The 14,849-nt window shown below is 61.0% G+C and carries 14 protein-coding genes; 4 read left to right on the top strand and 10 right to left on the bottom strand.

Features of this window, described 5'->3' with window-relative positions:
* Positions 1–99: 99 nt before the first annotated feature.
* The 7 genes from MOP44_RS00770 to MOP44_RS00740 form a co-directional block, all read right to left on the bottom strand.
* On the bottom strand, positions 100–765 hold the full coding sequence (locus tag MOP44_RS00770; protein WP_260793986.1) for an FG-GAP repeat domain-containing protein: 666 nt from the start codon (positions 763–765) through the stop codon (positions 100–102).
* Positions 766–922: 157 nt separating this feature from the next.
* Positions 923–2,080, bottom strand: coding sequence for a glycoside hydrolase family 88/105 protein (locus MOP44_RS00765; protein WP_260793985.1), 1,158 nt, complete (start codon positions 2,078–2,080; stop codon positions 923–925).
* 33 nt (positions 2,081–2,113) lie between these two features.
* Positions 2,114–3,481 (bottom strand): alpha-L-fucosidase, encoded by a 1,368-nt coding sequence (locus MOP44_RS00760; RefSeq protein ID WP_260793984.1) that lies wholly within the window; start codon positions 3,479–3,481, stop codon positions 2,114–2,116.
* Between the two features lie 4 nt (positions 3,482–3,485).
* Complete coding sequence (locus MOP44_RS00755) at positions 3,486–6,215, bottom strand: CHAT domain-containing protein (protein ID WP_260793983.1); 2,730 nt, start codon at positions 6,213–6,215, stop codon at positions 3,486–3,488.
* 73 nt (positions 6,216–6,288) lie between these two features.
* Positions 6,289–7,119: a zf-HC2 domain-containing protein gene (locus MOP44_RS00750; protein WP_260793982.1), complete on the bottom strand. Its 831-nt coding sequence runs from the start codon at positions 7,117–7,119 to the stop codon at positions 6,289–6,291.
* Positions 7,116–7,748 carry an RNA polymerase sigma factor gene (locus MOP44_RS00745; protein ID WP_260793981.1) on the bottom strand — a complete coding sequence of 211 codons (633 nt, stop codon included), beginning with the start codon at positions 7,746–7,748 and terminating at the stop codon, positions 7,116–7,118. Before MOP44_RS00745 ends, MOP44_RS00750 begins: the two co-directional genes overlap by 4 nt.
* 446 nt (positions 7,749–8,194) lie before the next feature.
* Positions 8,195–9,490, bottom strand: coding sequence for an MFS transporter (locus tag MOP44_RS00740; RefSeq protein WP_260793980.1), 1,296 nt, complete (start codon positions 9,488–9,490; stop codon positions 8,195–8,197).
* Positions 9,491–10,094: 604 nt separating this feature from the next.
* Here MOP44_RS00740 and MOP44_RS00735 point away from each other — a divergent pair.
* From MOP44_RS00735 to MOP44_RS00725, 3 genes are all read left to right on the top strand, one after another.
* On the top strand, positions 10,095–10,760 hold the full coding sequence (locus MOP44_RS00735; RefSeq protein ID WP_260793979.1) for a hypothetical protein: 666 nt from the start codon (positions 10,095–10,097) through the stop codon (positions 10,758–10,760).
* A gap of 370 nt (positions 10,761–11,130) precedes the next feature.
* Positions 11,131–11,469: a hypothetical protein gene (locus tag MOP44_RS00730; RefSeq protein WP_260793978.1), complete on the top strand. Its 339-nt coding sequence runs from the start codon at positions 11,131–11,133 to the stop codon at positions 11,467–11,469.
* Positions 11,470–11,630: 161 nt separating this feature from the next.
* A complete protein-coding gene (locus MOP44_RS00725) occupies positions 11,631–12,098 on the top strand; it encodes a hypothetical protein (protein WP_260793977.1) in 468 nt (155 codons plus the stop codon).
* Here MOP44_RS00725 and MOP44_RS00720 read toward each other — a convergent pair.
* The 3 genes from MOP44_RS00720 to MOP44_RS00710 all read right to left on the bottom strand — a co-directional run bounded on the left by MOP44_RS00720 (position 12,085) and on the right by MOP44_RS00710 (position 13,500).
* Positions 12,085–12,558 carry a CcdC family protein gene (locus MOP44_RS00720; protein WP_260793976.1) on the bottom strand — a complete coding sequence of 158 codons (474 nt, stop codon included), beginning with the start codon at positions 12,556–12,558 and terminating at the stop codon, positions 12,085–12,087. The two genes, MOP44_RS00725 and MOP44_RS00720, sit on opposite strands and share 14 nt — an antisense overlap.
* 82 nt (positions 12,559–12,640) lie before the next feature.
* Positions 12,641–12,922: a hypothetical protein gene (locus tag MOP44_RS00715; protein WP_260793975.1), complete on the bottom strand. Its 282-nt coding sequence runs from the start codon at positions 12,920–12,922 to the stop codon at positions 12,641–12,643.
* 77 nt (positions 12,923–12,999) lie between these two features.
* Positions 13,000–13,500, bottom strand: coding sequence for an Lrp/AsnC family transcriptional regulator (locus MOP44_RS00710; RefSeq protein ID WP_260793974.1), 501 nt, complete (start codon positions 13,498–13,500; stop codon positions 13,000–13,002).
* Between the two features lie 196 nt (positions 13,501–13,696).
* Between MOP44_RS00710 and hppD the strand changes: the two genes are divergently transcribed.
* Positions 13,697–14,848: a 4-hydroxyphenylpyruvate dioxygenase gene (gene hppD / locus MOP44_RS00705; protein ID WP_260793973.1), complete on the top strand. Its 1,152-nt coding sequence runs from the start codon at positions 13,697–13,699 to the stop codon at positions 14,846–14,848.
* Position 14,849: the final 1 nt, after the last annotated feature.

Raw genomic sequence — 14,849 nt, 5'->3', positions numbered from 1 at the left:
GTTCAGCGTTGCGGCACGACACACCGACGCAGCATCGGCTCGCCATGACACACGCGCAGGACCTGACAGGTCCTCAGGATTTGTGTGAGTTGGAAGAAGCTATAGAGCCAACAGAGAAGGAGGCCCGCGCGATGGAGAAGCTGCGCTGGCCGGCGATTGCACCCGCGGCGCATCGAACGAGAGCCCGCAGTCACGTGTATCGTCCAGGTAGGCGGCACACGCGTTTTGTATACCTGCTGCTTCAGAGCTGCGTGTCGCGGGGAGACAGACAGATGGAGAGAATTGCTCTGTGCTTGACTGCCACTTCGGCGCCGAGGGATCAGGCGCTGTGAAATCCTCAAGCCGGCCCTTGTGGAAAGCGCCGTGCCCGTCGTTCAGATATACATCAAGCCGCTGATGCGTGAACGCCTTCTCGATGACGATGTCCGGCGCACCATCGCGGTTTACGTCGAGCGCCGAAATCGAGAGGCCGCGCTCCGCGGTGGAGAAGGTGATGACTCCACCATTGCCCGACGTGATGTGAAGCTCGACACGAAACGATCTCTCGCCGCTTGAGAACCCGGCCGGCAGAAGAAGCGCTCCATCGGGTAGCTGGTCGTTGTCGAAGTCGGCTGCCGCCAGGTGCTGTTCGAAGCCCAGCAGCTGATGCACCATCGTAGCTTCGCGAGACAGCGCTCCTCGCAGTCCGTCCTGCGCCCTGAGCGAGGGCACTAACAGGAACAGCATGGAGACGACAATCCCGAAGATGGTTGGTCGCAACTTCATGAAGTCAACGAGCGATGAAGCGTCTGCAAGTCCGCTGACAGAGGCCTGACAATTGGGGAGCAGACACTTACATTATATAGACGCAAAGATTCGCGCCCGGAACCATGAATCTTTCGAGTCGCGCCAACACGCATTAACTGAACACGAAGCGAGACCCTCAGCGCGCGGTGCTGTACATCTCAGACCCCGCGATGAGAAACGCACCAACGCCATAGACGTAACTCGAAGTCTGGCTCAATGGCGCGGGCGCGGCGCCCACCGGCTGAATGCACCCCAGCCGCCCGTCGGCGAAGATGTGCTTCAACATTCCCGCCCACGCTTTATGAATTACCGGCGAATAGGTCGCGGCTGGAAGCAGTTTGTGGTTTACTCCATATGCCAGCGCGTAGGTGATGAATGCGCTGCCTGAAATTTCGGGTAGCGGATACGAGTCTGGATCAAGCAGCCCTGGACGCCACAGGCCGTCGGCTCCCTGCACCTTGATGACCGCTGCAGCCATCTGCTGCAGGCGCGCAACGTACTTCGCGCGCAGCGGTGAGTCAGCCGGCATGCGATCGATCACGCGCACCAATCCCGCCATCACCCACCCATTGCCGCGCGACCAGAAGATCCGGCGGCCGTTCCTCTCGCGCTTGTCCATGAAGGTGAGATCGCGCGAGAACAGATGCTCGTCCTTGTCATAGAGCAGGTTGTCGGTGATGTGCCACTGATGATCCATGAACTGCCAGTACTTGTCGTCGTGGGTAATCGCGGCCAGATCGGCGAGCACCGGCGGCGCCATGAACAGCGCGTCGCACCACCACCACAGCGGCTTCGTGCCGTCGTCGGCAGTGGAGATTTCCGCATCCATGCGCGTGCGCGTGGGCGCCAGCATGCGCTCGTCTTTTGTGAGCATGTACTGCTCAAGGTACATCTGGCTCACAGCCTGATCGTCGGCATGCAAAATGCGCGGTCCAGGCTGCCACGCGAGCTCATCTCCAATGCGCCGCATCGCTGTGCGGTACTTGTCGCCGGAGACGTCCGTAGGTACCGCCATCATCCCCGCATACAGCGCGGCGAAGGTCCAGTCGTACTGCGCTTCCGCGGGAAGCCGCTGCAGTTGCCAGTCGGCAACACGCTGCACCGCCTTGGCGATGTCACGCTTCGTCATCGCCGGCGACAAGTCGCTTGCCAGCGGGCCTGCGTCCGCAGGAGCATCCCCCGGCGCGGCCGTCTGCCGCTTGCTGAGATCGGGAACACCTGCTTGCTGCGCGAGTGCGGCAGCGCAGGTGAAAGCAGAGAGGCAGAGGCACGCAGAGAGGATTCGACCATTCATGGGTATTTGCCCGAAAACAACGTCACATCCGTTTTACTGCACTGCACTCCAGTTGAAGAGCTGAAATTCGCGAATGTGCGCCTCAGAGGTACTGGAAAGAATATTGAGCCGCACGCGCGATGCGGTCACAGCCGTGAACGCGTCGATCTTCTTGTGACCGATAGCCTCGCCGCTCGCGACCGGTGTCCAGGCGCGCTGCTTGTCGTTCCACACTTCAATCGCGTACTTCTGCACGTGCTGGCCATCGTTCAACCATTCCATCGTAAGCGCGTGATCGAAGGTGATGGGGTGATCGAAAGAAAGTTCCAGCACGGCATGGTGCGATCCCTCAGGTGCTGACCAGAACGTATCAGGATTGCCATCGGACGCAGCGGAGACGTTATCGCCGCCGGCTCCGTGATGCAGTGCCAAGTTGCCCTGCGCGCGCTTTTGAAGAGCCTCGCCGAATTCCTTCAGCCGCGCCACGTCGTTCTCCGGGAGCAGGCCGCGGTTGTCCGGCGCGAGGCCCAGCATGAGTTGCGCTCCACGCCCGACCGTCTTGTCATAGGTGTCGAGCAGTTCGGGCAGAGACTTCAGCGACGATTCATCATTCGGATGCCAGAACCAGTGCAGCTTGCGCAGAGGCGTGTCGGATTCAACGGGACGCCAGCGCCGATAGCCGTGCCTGTCGATCACGTTCCAGTTCTCATAGCTCACCACGCCGGCCTCATTCCCCACCCAGCGCGCATCGCCATACTCGAACAGGCCTGTGTCGGCGAAGACGATCGTGTTGGGCTGATACGTGCGCAGCGTCTCGATGATCTTCTTGAAGTCGTAAACGTGGCCTTCGCTGCCCGCGCCATCGAGCCAGAACTCCACGAGGTCCCCGTAGTTCGAGGCCAGTTCCGATAGCTCATCATTGTAGTAGCGGTCGTATGCAGCAGAATCCTTGTACCGCGGATCATGGCGATCCCACGGCGACAGATACACGCCAAACTTCAAGCCATACTTGCGCGCCGCCTTCGCCACCTCGCCCACAACGTCGCCCTTGCCGTCGCGCCAGGGGCTGTTCTTCACGCTGTATGAGGTCTGTTGCGTGGGCCAGAGGCAAAAACCGTCATGATGCTTCGCCACCAGCACCACATACTTCGCGCCCGAATCATGAATAGCCTTCATCCACTGATCGGGATCGAACGCAGTCGGATTGAACGTCGATGGCGCAGCGGTGCCATCACCCCACTCGCGATCGAGGAACGTGTTCGTAGAGAAGTGAATGATGACGCCGAATTCGAGATCCTGCCACGCGGTCTGATAAGGAGCGGGGCGGATATCGCCTGCCGAATCCTGCGCGCAAATGTTCGCAGCAACGAGGGCAAAGGCAAGAAGGAAGATCGAGAACCTGAACGGGGCTTTCGCGGTCATTCCACTATTTTCTCGCGAGAGACTCGGATGCGGATTCATCGGGGTCCCAGCCCGACCCCACAAAGCCCGCCCAGTACCACGGATGCGTGCTTTTGCCCGCCGCTCGCCGCTCGTCGAGCATCTTGCGGGTCGAGTCCCACACAGCTTCAGCGGTTGACGCATGCTGCTCCAGCCGTTCCCCATAAAGATGCCGCATGAACCGCGCCGTAATCCGATCGTCAACCGGCCAAAGCGTCATCACCACGTTGCGAGCGCCGGCAATGCGGAAGGCCCGCTCCAGCCCTAGCACGCCCTCGCCATCAATCAGCACGCCCGTGCCGGTGTTGCACGCCGAAAGCACAGCCCATTCCACGCCGCTCAAATCCAGCGAGGCAATCTCCTGCGCGGTCAAAATCGACGCTCCGCGATCGCGATTGGCGCCTGCAAACACCAGACCCGAGTGCAGCAGCGGATTGTCGTCCCCGCACCTGCGGTCGAGCACGAACGCGTGCGTCGCCACGTGCAGAACGCGATAGCGCGGCGCATCCTGAAGGAACCGTGCGCGCGTAGCCTGGTCGCCGGTGATCAGCGCGGCTGGTTCAGCGGGATTCCAGCGGTGCCACGTCGAATCGATCTCGCGCAATTCCAAAGCCGCGCCTTCCAGCGGCCCGAACTCCACCTGCTGCAGCGCATCGCAGGGGATCGACGCATTGCGAAGCCGCTCAGCCGACGGCGGCGGCGGCGTGTTCTGGGCAAGGTTATTCTGAGCGACATCAAACTGCGGGCTGCCAAAAGCCAGAAGCCCCGAGCGATGCACCGGCTGATACTGCGTCAGCAAATCGCGTTCGCTCGATATCGTGTGAATGACCTGCTTGCGTTCCGCCAAATAGCTTGCGCCGTCGGGCAGCGAAGCAAACGGAACCAGATCGAGCATGCCGTCAGGAACCAGGATGACCAGCTCGGCGCTACCCACACTCGCGTGCAGCGGATCCCAAACCAATTTACGCAGATCTGCGCCCGCCTCCCGATATGCGCGCTCATTGCGTGCGGAGCCTACACCGCCGCCGTGTGCTTCCGCGTTTGCTGAGGCACGCATGCGGTTGACCGCGTCTTCAATTGGCTTGGCATCGCCCAGGTCGATGACTCGTGCGTTCGGCGATTCCGGCTGCACCACCACGGCGAGATAAGCGGGTGTGTCGAAGTGGTGCGAGTCCACCTTGTCCACAACGCGGCGGCTGAATGCCCAGTACGAAACCAGTACGGAATGTGGCGGAAGGGCATGCCGCAACTCCTCAAGTCCGGCCGAGTTGACCGCCTCGTCCTCGTGTACGACGGCAACGCGTTCGGCGAGCTCGCGCTCAATCTTCTCCATCCGCGTGCGCGCAGCGAAGATCGCCGCATCCCCGCCTGACTTCTCCGGATGCCGCTCCAACTCCAGCAGATCGGCACGCGCTCCGTTCAATTCGCTTATCAGGCGCGCAGTCTCAGCATCGTTTGAGGCATTCAGATTCCGCTGCCTCCGCGCCATCTCATCCGCAACCAGCGCGCGCGACCGCACCATCTCGTCATATACGGCGGCCGTTGGCAGGTCCGGATGGCGCGCAACCACTGACAGCGCTGTGTCCAGTCCTTTCGCGCGCCGTTGCGCGTATGCAAGCACCTGCCGCTCCGGCAACACACGCGCCTGAAGCGTGAAGCTCTCACGTCCCATGCGGCTTGCCACCAGGGCTTCATCAATCGCCCGCTGCAAGCTGCCTCCGGAAGCCAGTGACCGCGCGAAGTCCGCGTGCTGGTCGGCCCTGTCGTCGTAGGGCGAATTCCTGTTTTGGAGCGCAAACTCGTACTTCGGCCAGGCCTGCTTGAAATCGCCACTCCGGCTGTACACGCTTGCCAGGTTGCCGGCTACATCCATCACCCACGCGCTGTGCGGCCCGTAGGTCTTGCTCAGGCGCTCGGAGGCGGCGTTGAAATGAACGATCGCGTGCGGAAAATCCTCTGCCCGCATGTAGTGCGAGCCCAGCGAATTCTCAAAGACGCCCACGTGCGGATCGTCCGGTTTGGAGCGCAGCGCCGCGGCCAGGCACTCTTCCGCCGCTGCGCCCGATCCCTTTTCATCCCCCATGCGGCGCAGGACTTCGGCATACGTTGAGAGCGTATAAGCCAGGTCCCAGTCATGATCCGGCCCCGGCTTGCGTTCAATTGCGATCGCCGCTTCCTCGGCATGCTTTGAACACTGCAGATCGTTCAGATACAGGCAAACGTAAGCTAGCTCATCCGATGCGTTAATCCCCTCTTCCGCATCGGGAAACTCCTTCTGCGCAATCTCCAGCGCCTTCTCAGCGTAGGGCCGTGCCTCGGCATGGCGGCCCAGCGCCACCCTCACCTCTGAGGCGTCGGAGAGGGCGGCCACATAAGCCTTGCTGCGCTTGCCCGCTGCGGCTTCAGCCACCTTCAGCTCGCGCTCAGCCAACTCAAGCGTCTCCTTCGATGCCCGTGAATCATCAAGTTGAGTTGAGATAAGGTCATTGAGTGCCTGCGCCAATTCGACTGTGTCGCCTTTGCCTGCGGCTTCTACTTTCGCCAGCTTCGCGCGAGCGGCGGCAATGTCCTGCCCCGCCTCCGAAGCTTCAGCGGCAGGGGCGGTCGCATTGCCGGCAGCCGGCGTAGCGGGCTGCTGCGCGAGACACGGCAGCACCAGCGCCGGAACCAGGGCGATAATGTGCGAGATACGGGCCACGGGGATCAACAACCTCATAACCGCCAGTCTCAAAACGCACGCCGGCCGTCTCGATCAAAGACAGCTTTAGTGCGGCTAATTTTCTAATTAACTACTTACCCGCAGTCGGGGGAATCTCTGATAACTGCTTGCGTGCCTGGTGAACCAGGTCGCCACGCAGCGAAACTACATGATTCAGATCGCGCCGCGCTTCAGCCGCATTCGATTCGGCCAGCGCAATCTGCGCGAGGTAATAATACGCCGATTCCTCATAGGCTGAGTCACCTGCTGAGGCCACTTGACGCAAGATGCTCGCAGCTCCGCGCAGATCGCCCGAATGTATCCTGCACACGCCGGAGTAAAACTGCGCCGCCAGGCCGTCCGGCCCACTCTTGTCCACCTGGGAAAGTGTCTGCGTCGCGCCCGCGCAATCGCCCGCGATGTACTGCTTCATCCCGTGCTCGAAGGCGCTTTCCGCAGATCCATCGCGGAGCACGGGTGGCTGATACTGAGGTAACCTCAGGTCGGCAATTGACGCCAGATCGGCAACCTGCGTCGTCGGCTGACCCTGGGAGGCACTCGGCTGTACCGGGGGAACGGCACTCGGCGCAGGCTGCGTGACCGCCACATTGCCGCCGGTCTGCGGAGCATGCTCCATCACGCGGTATCCAAAGAATCCGAGGATCAGAGCAGCCGCTACTGCCCCGAAGCCAGCAACCGGGCGCCAGACAGTGGGCCACTCAAAAAAACGCTTCGGCGCTTCGATCGCGACCGGATGACGGCGCAATGCTTCCTGTGCCGCCTGCAGTGCTTGGAGTTCCCCAAGACAAACAGGGCACTCAAAGTAATGGTTTTCAAATCTTTCCGCTTCAGCCTCGGGCAGAGTTCCTTCGACGTACTGCTCCAGCCATTCTCTCGCGGGGGCTCCGATGCAGTTGCTCATGATGCTCTCCCTGGTTGAATGTGGCGCCCGGGAGAATTTTGTGACTCCCTCTTTAGAAAATCGATTACGCGGCGCGTCGCGCGGAGCTTTCGCTGCCTGACCACGTCCGGATTGATGTGGAGCTGCGTGGCAATCACGCCCGGCTTAAGTCCATCCACCAGTGTCATCTGCAGGATCGCCCTGTCGAGCTTGTCCAGGTTCTCGATGGCGCGGAGCGCGCGGTTTTCCTGATCGATCTCTTCACGGTGGAATGCGCCGTTTTTAAGGTCGGGAATGTCGTCGGGCAGCTCCACGGCAGCCACCCGCTTGCTGCTACGGAAGTAATTATTCAAGCAGTTGCGGGCAATCCCCAGCACAAACTGCGTCAGCTTTTCGGGATCCTGAATCTGGCCCCGCCGCAGCGCGCAAAGAGCCTCAATCATCACGTCCTGCTTGATATCGGAGGCCAGATCGGCGTCGCGCAGGCGCGCCGTCAGCATGGCCTTCACCGGGGGCATATAGCGCAACGCAAACTGGCGCTCTGCGTCCGGCTGTCCGGCGGCGATGTCCCGAACCAGGCGGGCGCTCTCACTTAGAGACGACGAGGCCTCGGTCCTGACTGTGGAGGTGGGCTCGGGGGGAACATCCATCGTTTCAACGCCTCAGATCCGGGGCACATCGGTTGCGGCCATTTTCTCACAGCGGGAGGCTATGTTCACAGGTTACTTACAGTGCATAGAAGTCGTTGAGTTAACAGGGGATGCGTCGGCCTTCCATCGCAGCGGGGTCGGACCGGCAGTCGAACGGTCCCCCCACTCGCACTCACCATTCCGGTCGAAGAACCCCGTAGCGCCATCCTGTCGACTTTTTCCTGTCGACAGGGTAGGAAGTCCCGAACCCCGCCCAACCGGCGGCGAAGCCGCAGCCCGCCGCACCGTCGGGTGCCCCCGGTCCCTCGCATTTTGGGGACCGGGGAAGGAAGCTCCGAGCAGCACAAAACCCGAGTGCCCCACATCTCCCGGTTTTGGAGATGTGGGAAACCACCGAACCCCGCCCAGCCCGCGGCGAAGCCGCAGTTGGCCGCACCGCAGGTGCCTCAGGCGTGCAGATCGTCGTCTTTGGTCTCCCGGATCATGAGCAGGCCAATCATGGTCAGCACCGTCGCCCCGCAAAGGTAGTAGCCGACGTATTGAAGCCCATAGTTCTTCGCCAGCCAGGTGGCAATATAGGGCGCCAGCGACGCTCCGAAGATTCCCGCAAAGTTGAACGCCAGCGAGCTGCCGGAGTAGCGCACCGACGTCGGGAAAAGCTCCGAGACAATTGTCCCCAGCGGCCCGTAGGTCATGCCCATCAGCAACTGGCCCAGCGCCATCATACCCAGCGCGCCGCCCGGGCCAGCGCTGAAAATAGGAGCCATCACCAACCCAAACAGGAAGATAGCTCCGGTAATCCACATCATGGTGGAGCGGCGGCCGCGCTCGGCCAGCAACGCCGAAATGGGGATGAACAGCGCAAAGAAGCCCACGTCGAAGATCTGCATCAGCAGGAACTGGCTCTTGGGATAGCCCAGGCCCTGCGGGGACGTTCCCCAGGAAAGCGCAAATACTGTGATCAGGTAGAACAGGACGAAGGTGGCAAGGCAAAGCAGAGTTCCGGCCACCAGAGCTTTGAAATGCCCGCGGATCACGGCAATAAGGGGCAGCTTCACCTGCGAGCCCTTCTCCAGAATCTTGCGGAAGGCCGGCGTCTCGTGGATGGCGAGCCGTACATAAAGGCCCAAAAACACGAGCAGGGAACTGGCCAGGAACGGCAGCCTCCATCCCCAGGCGAAGAACTGCTGGTCGCTGAGGCCGCGGGTGAGCAGATAGAACACGCAGCCGGAAAGGAACAGCCCGACCGGCGCGCCAAGCTGCGGGAACATCCCGTACCAGGCGCGCTTGTTGGGCGGGGCGTTCTCAATGGCCAGAAGAACGGCGCCACCCCACTCGCCACCCAGGCCGATACCCTGGCCGAACCGGCACAGCGATAACAATAGGGGCGCGATCAGGCCAATGGAGTGATAGGTCGGCAGCAGGCCGATCCCCACCGTGGATAAACCCATGGTCAGGAGGGCGATGACCAGCGTGGCCTTGCGGCCGATTCGGTCGCCAAAGTGACCGAACAGTGCCGAGCCGATCGGCCGCGCCACGAAGGCGATACCGAACGTCGCCAGCGAGGCCAGGGTTGCCGCGGCCGGGTTCGTGGACGGGAAGAATAGCCGGGGAAAGACCAGCACGGCCGCGTTGGCGTAGATGTAGAAGTCGAAGAACTCAATCGTGGTTCCGATGAGGCTGGCGACAAGGACCTGCGCAGGCGAGTTGACCTTGGGGGAAGACGCTTCTATCCGGTTCATGGGTTATGAACAGACCACCATAGTGGACTAATAAAGTCCAGCAAAGCAGAGAACAGGCAACAGAGATCAGAAAGGCAGGGAATAGGGAATAGGGAGTAGAAGACCGCCGGTTCAGCCACGAGTCCACCGTGCCCCATCCTGTCGCCTTTTTTCTGGCGACAGGGTGGGAAACCACCAAACCCAAATCAGCCCGCGGCGAAGCCGCAGTGGCCGCACCGCAGGTGCCGGCGAAGCTGCGGTTGGCCCCACCGCAGGTGGTGTGGAAAAACTTGTCAAGCCCTTTTTCGAAAAATAGTTTGTAAGTAGATTTCCTATCAGCCACATACAAATCGAAGAAAATTGCCGATTTATGTGCGAAATATGCCACACTTAAATTAACCAGAAAAACAACGCCCGCCGGCGCCAAAACCGGCGGGCCTTTCTTTTGCCCGAAACCCAATCCGGGCACCGGGAACCTCACTCACCACCAACCCACCGTGCCCCATCCTGTCGCCTTTTTGCTGGCGACAGGGTGGGAAACCACGAACCCACTCAAACCTGGCGGCGAAGCCGCAGTTGGCCGCACCGCAGGTGCCTCAACTCAACTCACGAAAGGAACTACAACATGTCCACGATCCTCACACCAGAACAAGCCGTACAACGCTGTCTCGACGCCTACAACAAAGCCTGCGCCGAAGACGACGCACGCAACGACCACAGCCCTGAATCCCTCCGGCGCGTCAACACGGAGTACCGCCGCGCCATGCCCTTCCTGACCCCCTCCACCATCGACGCCTTCCTGGCCTGCGTCACCCACGGCCTCGTCCTCGAAATCTTCACCACCGCCGAAGCTGCCAAACTCCTCTACGCCACCCAGATCGCCGTAGGCTCCCGCCGCACCGCCCAACAGCAATCCAAATCCCATTCAACCCAACCGACAGCCACCCCCACCCCCCTCCCTGTTCCCGCACAGACCGCGGGTGCCCCATATCTGCGGACAGCCTCACCGTCCGGAGATGTGGGAGACCACGAACCAAAAACGGCTCCCTCGCAGACCCACTCTGCGACTCTGCCATCCCGTAACTCCGCAACTCCTACACCCACCCCCCTCCCCCCTGCCGCAACCCTCCGGCAGACGCCTGCAAAGGCCTCAAAGGACGACACAAACCAGGTCCAGGCCATGCTCGAACAGATCCTCAACGGCAAGGCCATCTCGCAGGACCCCCTGGCTCCCTGGAAGAAGGCACCCCCCACCCCCTCCCCCCTCACCAAGGCAGGCATCGCCAGCTAGCAGCCACGCCTTCCGCGCTGACTTGCTGACTCGCGAGGTCGCGAAGCGACGCTGACTTGCTGAAACGAAACAAAGGAGCCCCCTCACCCACCCATCCACCCTGCCGCTTCACCCCACGCCAACGAGCCACACAGGATATCCCTGCCCAAAATCAGCCAACTGTCCCTTTGTCCCTGCATCTTCTACTCCCTACTCCCTATTCCCTACTCCCTGTCCACACCTCTCCCCTCCATCCCTCCACCCCTCCCATCCCTTGTCCCTCCTGTCCCTTTGTCCCTGCCTTTCTGGTCCCTGGTCCCTTTTCCCTTCTCCCTGTCTCTATGTCACAAACCGACATTGCGCTCCACTCTGGTGTGAGGTCGATTGTCCGATGCGTCAAGTCAGGATTCAGTTCGCGCCGCTTGAGCGTGCGCAGGCCGCGGGGGAATGCCGGCGGCGGAGCGTGCATTTCCTTGAAAGGGAGCCAAAGCAAAACGTGCGAGCGCACGCGTTGGCCGCTCCGGCCCGCAATGTCGGGATTACCTGGAAGGTGATTCTTGTGCTGTGGCTGCTGTTCCTGGCCGCGCTTTGCGTCCGTGCCAGCTTGCCCGCGCAGGCCCCCGCTTCAGCCGCGCCCGATTCGTTGACTTCCGGTTCAGTGAGGGTAACGGAGATCGGCGCAGTGCCTGCAAACCAAGTGCCGGCGAACGAGCGCGGCGCAATCTCCTAAAGGTTCAACAAAGACAGACGCGGAGAAGTCCTGGTTGTGAGATGCCAGGCTTCATCTTTCGTCGACAAGGCACCTGGGCTGGGACGCGTGTCCCGGCCCGTTTTTTTCGTGCGGGAACCGCCTCAGGTTATTGTTAAGCAGGAAAATCGGAGATTAAGTTCGTGAGCAAGTCTCAGGCCGTCAAGTTCGGAACCAAGGGTTTTTGGGCATTCGACGTTGCTGTGGGCGTCTTTCTGAAGCACCTCATCGACGCGGCGCAGGAGAGCGCGGAGGCAAAAACGGAATGGCTGTCCAAAGCTATATCGGACTGGCGCGTGTGGGCCGTTATCGGAGATTTCGGGTTCCACTTAGATGAGCACTGGTCAGCAGAGCAGCGGAGTTCAGTCATCTCGCTTCTAGAGAAAGCCTGCGATACGGTCGCGAGGAGAAATTGCATTCCTGCAGAGGAGATTGTCAGTTGGCCCTTTGTGGATGACCTTCGCATTTATACCCGCGGTTTAAACGAAGTGGCTACCGCGCCCGTTGTCGAGTTGGGGCGTGCGGTCATCGCTTTGCTTCGTGATGAATTGCCGGAAGGGGCCAAGGGCGAAGCCTATTGGCCGATGCGTCGAGACGTTACTGCGCGGTGAGCATGCGGTATTCGCGAAGCATGCTGAGGCGCCAGCGGAGGATCATGCCGAAGGCGAGCACGAAGAAGAGGGCGGCGGTCTGTTCGAGGGTCATGATGGTGTCGAAGTAGCCGCGGGCGAAGTAGCGGATGGCGGCGAGGAGGACGACGACGGCGAAGAACGCGCCGTTGCGCTTCATCTTGATGGCGTCGCCGTCGCGGATGAGGCGCGAGGTGGCGAGCAGCGGCCAGGCCAGCAGGATGGCTCCGATGGCGAACGCGATGAGCGCCCAGAGCCACGGCACCCGGAAGGGCGGCGCAATGAACATGCAGAAGCCGGTGGCCATGCCCATGGGAGGGATGACGATCTTGCGGATCGTGACGGCGGTCTGCGTCTCGCGGATACGCCAGATCATCACTCCGATGAAGCCGATGATGGAGGAGACGGCCGATGTCGCGAGGGGAACGTGGGGAAATGCCATGGGTGGAGATTCCTGTATTCAGTTTATCGAAGAACAGGAAATGGTGCCATTTCTGCCGGTGAGCTGGTGACCTGCTGGCGGGTTACCGGACGGCGGGCCAGGATTGCAACTCGAGGATCTTCGGCAGAAAGCCGGTGATCTGGAGGAGCAGCGTCTCGCCCCAGTAGTGCTCGTCAGAGTTTGCCTGGCCTTTGACGGGGAGAAGAAACTCGTACTGCCTTACGTAGTTGGCGGCCTGTGCACGCATGTCGTCGGGTATAGCGGGGTGGTCGGCGATCTTGCGGCAGATCTCGGCCAGGCCCACGAGGACCATGGCCTTTGCTTCGTTTCTGGATGTGTGAATGGCGAGTTCGTCCGTGGGCATGCGCGGGCTCCTGTGTGTTCGATCCAATATGAGCTAAGCGCAGAAGGAAGGCGGGCGGGTACTGGGAGAAGTTGCAGTTAGAGGAACTTGTCGTAGCTTTCGATTTGTTTGGCGGTGTATTCGCGGCGCTCGACCGGGGAGCTGAGGATGGTCGACGTCGAGGTTGCGCCGAGCGCGGAGAGGCGGTCGATAAGCGTTTCCATGTGGCGGATGGAGACGACGTCGGCCTCGAGGATGAAGGACTCGGAGCCGGTGACGCGGTGACAGCGGCGGATTTCGCCGAGCTCCTTAATGGCGGTGACGGTGCGGCTGATCTGCAGGTCGCCTCCGGGGATGGTGAGGCGCATGAGGATGCGGATAGGCACGCCGAGTTTGGAGCCGTCGACACAGGCGTGATAGCCGGTGATGACGCCGGCTTCTTCGAGGCGGTGTACGCGTTCAGCGACAGCGGGCGTGGAGAGGCCGACCTTGCGGCCCAACTCGGCGAAGGTGATGCGGGCGTTGCGCTGGAGCGCTTCGATGATCTTCCAGGCGATGGCGTCGAGCTCTACGACGTTGGGCAGATGCTTATGGGACATGGCCGGTAATCCTCGCTGCAACTCGTCAGCAATCGTAAACCCTCGCCGCTGATCTCCCTAAGATCATTAGGCTAACGGGCGGGATTTTCTTCGATCCGGCCTGTTCGCTGATGTTGGATGTTGCCTATTCTTTGCAAAGCCGGAGTGCGTCCCCTTTCCCTTTCACTCCCCTGCACTTACGGCGCGAGGTCAACACATGGGTACAACCGCATCGGCTTCTATTGCATCGCATTCCGCCGCAGAACACATCCATTCCCAACGCGATTTTCTTCCGTTGAAAGGCACAGACCACGTGGAGTTTTACGTGGGCAATGCAAAGCAGGCTGCGTACTTTTATCGCTCGGCCTTTGGCATGAAGCTGGTGGCGTATGCGGGGCCCGAGACAGGGCAGCGCGATCGCGCTTCGTACGTAGTGCAGCAGGGCAAGGTGCGGTTTGTGCTGACGACACCGCTGCGCTGGAGCGATCCGATCGCCGAGCATGTGCATCGCCATGGCGATGGCGTGAAGGTGGTGGCGCTGTGGGTGGACGATGCGCGCAAGGCCTGGCGGGAGACCACGAGCCGCGGCGCGATCAGCGCGGCTGAGCCGCATGTGAAGCAGGATGACAACGGGCAGGTGGTGCTGGCGAGCATACGCACCTATGGCGACACGATTCACACGTTTGTGGAGCGGGGCGAGTACAACGGCCCGTTCATGCCGGGGTATGTGGCCATCGCTGAGGATCATGTTGCGCGGCCAGTGGGCCTGCTTCACATCGACCATATGGTGGGCAACGTGGGCTGGCACGAGATGGACAAGTGGGTGGAGTTCTACGCCCACGTAATGGGCTTCAGCCTCTATCAGCACTTCGACGACAAGGACATTTCGACCGAGTATTCGGCGCTGATGTCGAAGGTGATGGCGAACGGGAACGGGTATGTGAAGTTTCCCATCAACGAGCCGGCGGAGGGGAAGAGGAAGTCGCAGGTGGAGGAGTATCTCGACTTTTATCCGGGGCCGGGCGTGCAGCATATTGCGCTGGCGACTGGCGACATTCTGCACACGGTGACAAAGCTGACCGAGCAGGGCGTGGAGTTTCTGCGTGTGCCGCATACGTATTACACGGAGCTGCAGGACCGCGTGGGCAAGATTGACGAGCCGATCGAGGAGCTTGAGAAGCTGGGCATCCTTGTGGATCGCGATGACGAGGGATACATGCTGCAGATCTTCACGAAGCCGGTAGAGGACAGGCCCACGCTGTTTTTCGAGATTATTCAGCGCAAGGGTAGCCGCAGTTTTGGGAAGGGAAATTTCAAGGCGCTGTTTGAAGCGATTGAGCGCGAACAGCAGTTGCGCGGGAACCTTTAAT

This window comes from Occallatibacter riparius (assembly GCF_025264625.1).
Classification (GTDB): Bacteria; Acidobacteriota; Terriglobia; order Terriglobales; family Acidobacteriaceae; genus Telmatobacter; species Telmatobacter riparius.
Note: the sequence above shows the minus strand (reverse complement) of the source record. Positions and strands in the feature narration are given on the sequence as shown.

What these genes read in the sequence shown, in the direction of transcription:
- MOP44_RS00765 (WP_260793985.1), bottom strand. Translation starts at nt 2,080, where the DNA reads ATGAATGGTCGAATCCTCTCTGCGTGCCTCTGCCTCTCTGCTTTCACC.
- MOP44_RS00720 (WP_260793976.1), bottom strand. Translation starts at nt 12,558, where the DNA reads ATGGCATTTCCCCACGTTCCCCTCGCGACATCGGCCGTCTCCTCCATC.
- MOP44_RS00715 (WP_260793975.1), bottom strand. Translation starts at nt 12,922, where the DNA reads ATGCCCACGGACGAACTCGCCATTCACACATCCAGAAACGAAGCAAAG.
- MOP44_RS00710 (WP_260793974.1), bottom strand. Translation starts at nt 13,500, where the DNA reads ATGTCCCATAAGCATCTGCCCAACGTCGTAGAGCTCGACGCCATCGCC.
- MOP44_RS00755 (WP_260793983.1), bottom strand. Translation starts at nt 6,215, where the DNA reads ATGAGGTTGTTGATCCCCGTGGCCCGTATCTCGCACATTATCGCCCTG.
- MOP44_RS00735 (WP_260793979.1), top strand. Translation starts at nt 10,095, where the DNA reads ATGTCCACGATCCTCACACCAGAACAAGCCGTACAACGCTGTCTCGAC.
- MOP44_RS00730 (WP_260793978.1), top strand. Translation starts at nt 11,131, where the DNA reads ATGCGTCAAGTCAGGATTCAGTTCGCGCCGCTTGAGCGTGCGCAGGCC.
- MOP44_RS00740 (WP_260793980.1), bottom strand. Translation starts at nt 9,490, where the DNA reads ATGAACCGGATAGAAGCGTCTTCCCCCAAGGTCAACTCGCCTGCGCAG.
- MOP44_RS00745 (WP_260793981.1), bottom strand. Translation starts at nt 7,748, where the DNA reads ATGGATGTTCCCCCCGAGCCCACCTCCACAGTCAGGACCGAGGCCTCG.
- MOP44_RS00770 (WP_260793986.1), bottom strand. Translation starts at nt 765, where the DNA reads ATGAAGTTGCGACCAACCATCTTCGGGATTGTCGTCTCCATGCTGTTC.
- MOP44_RS00760 (WP_260793984.1), bottom strand. Translation starts at nt 3,481, where the DNA reads ATGACCGCGAAAGCCCCGTTCAGGTTCTCGATCTTCCTTCTTGCCTTT.
- hppD (WP_260793973.1), top strand. Translation starts at nt 13,697, where the DNA reads ATGGGTACAACCGCATCGGCTTCTATTGCATCGCATTCCGCCGCAGAA.
- MOP44_RS00750 (WP_260793982.1), bottom strand. Translation starts at nt 7,119, where the DNA reads ATGAGCAACTGCATCGGAGCCCCCGCGAGAGAATGGCTGGAGCAGTAC.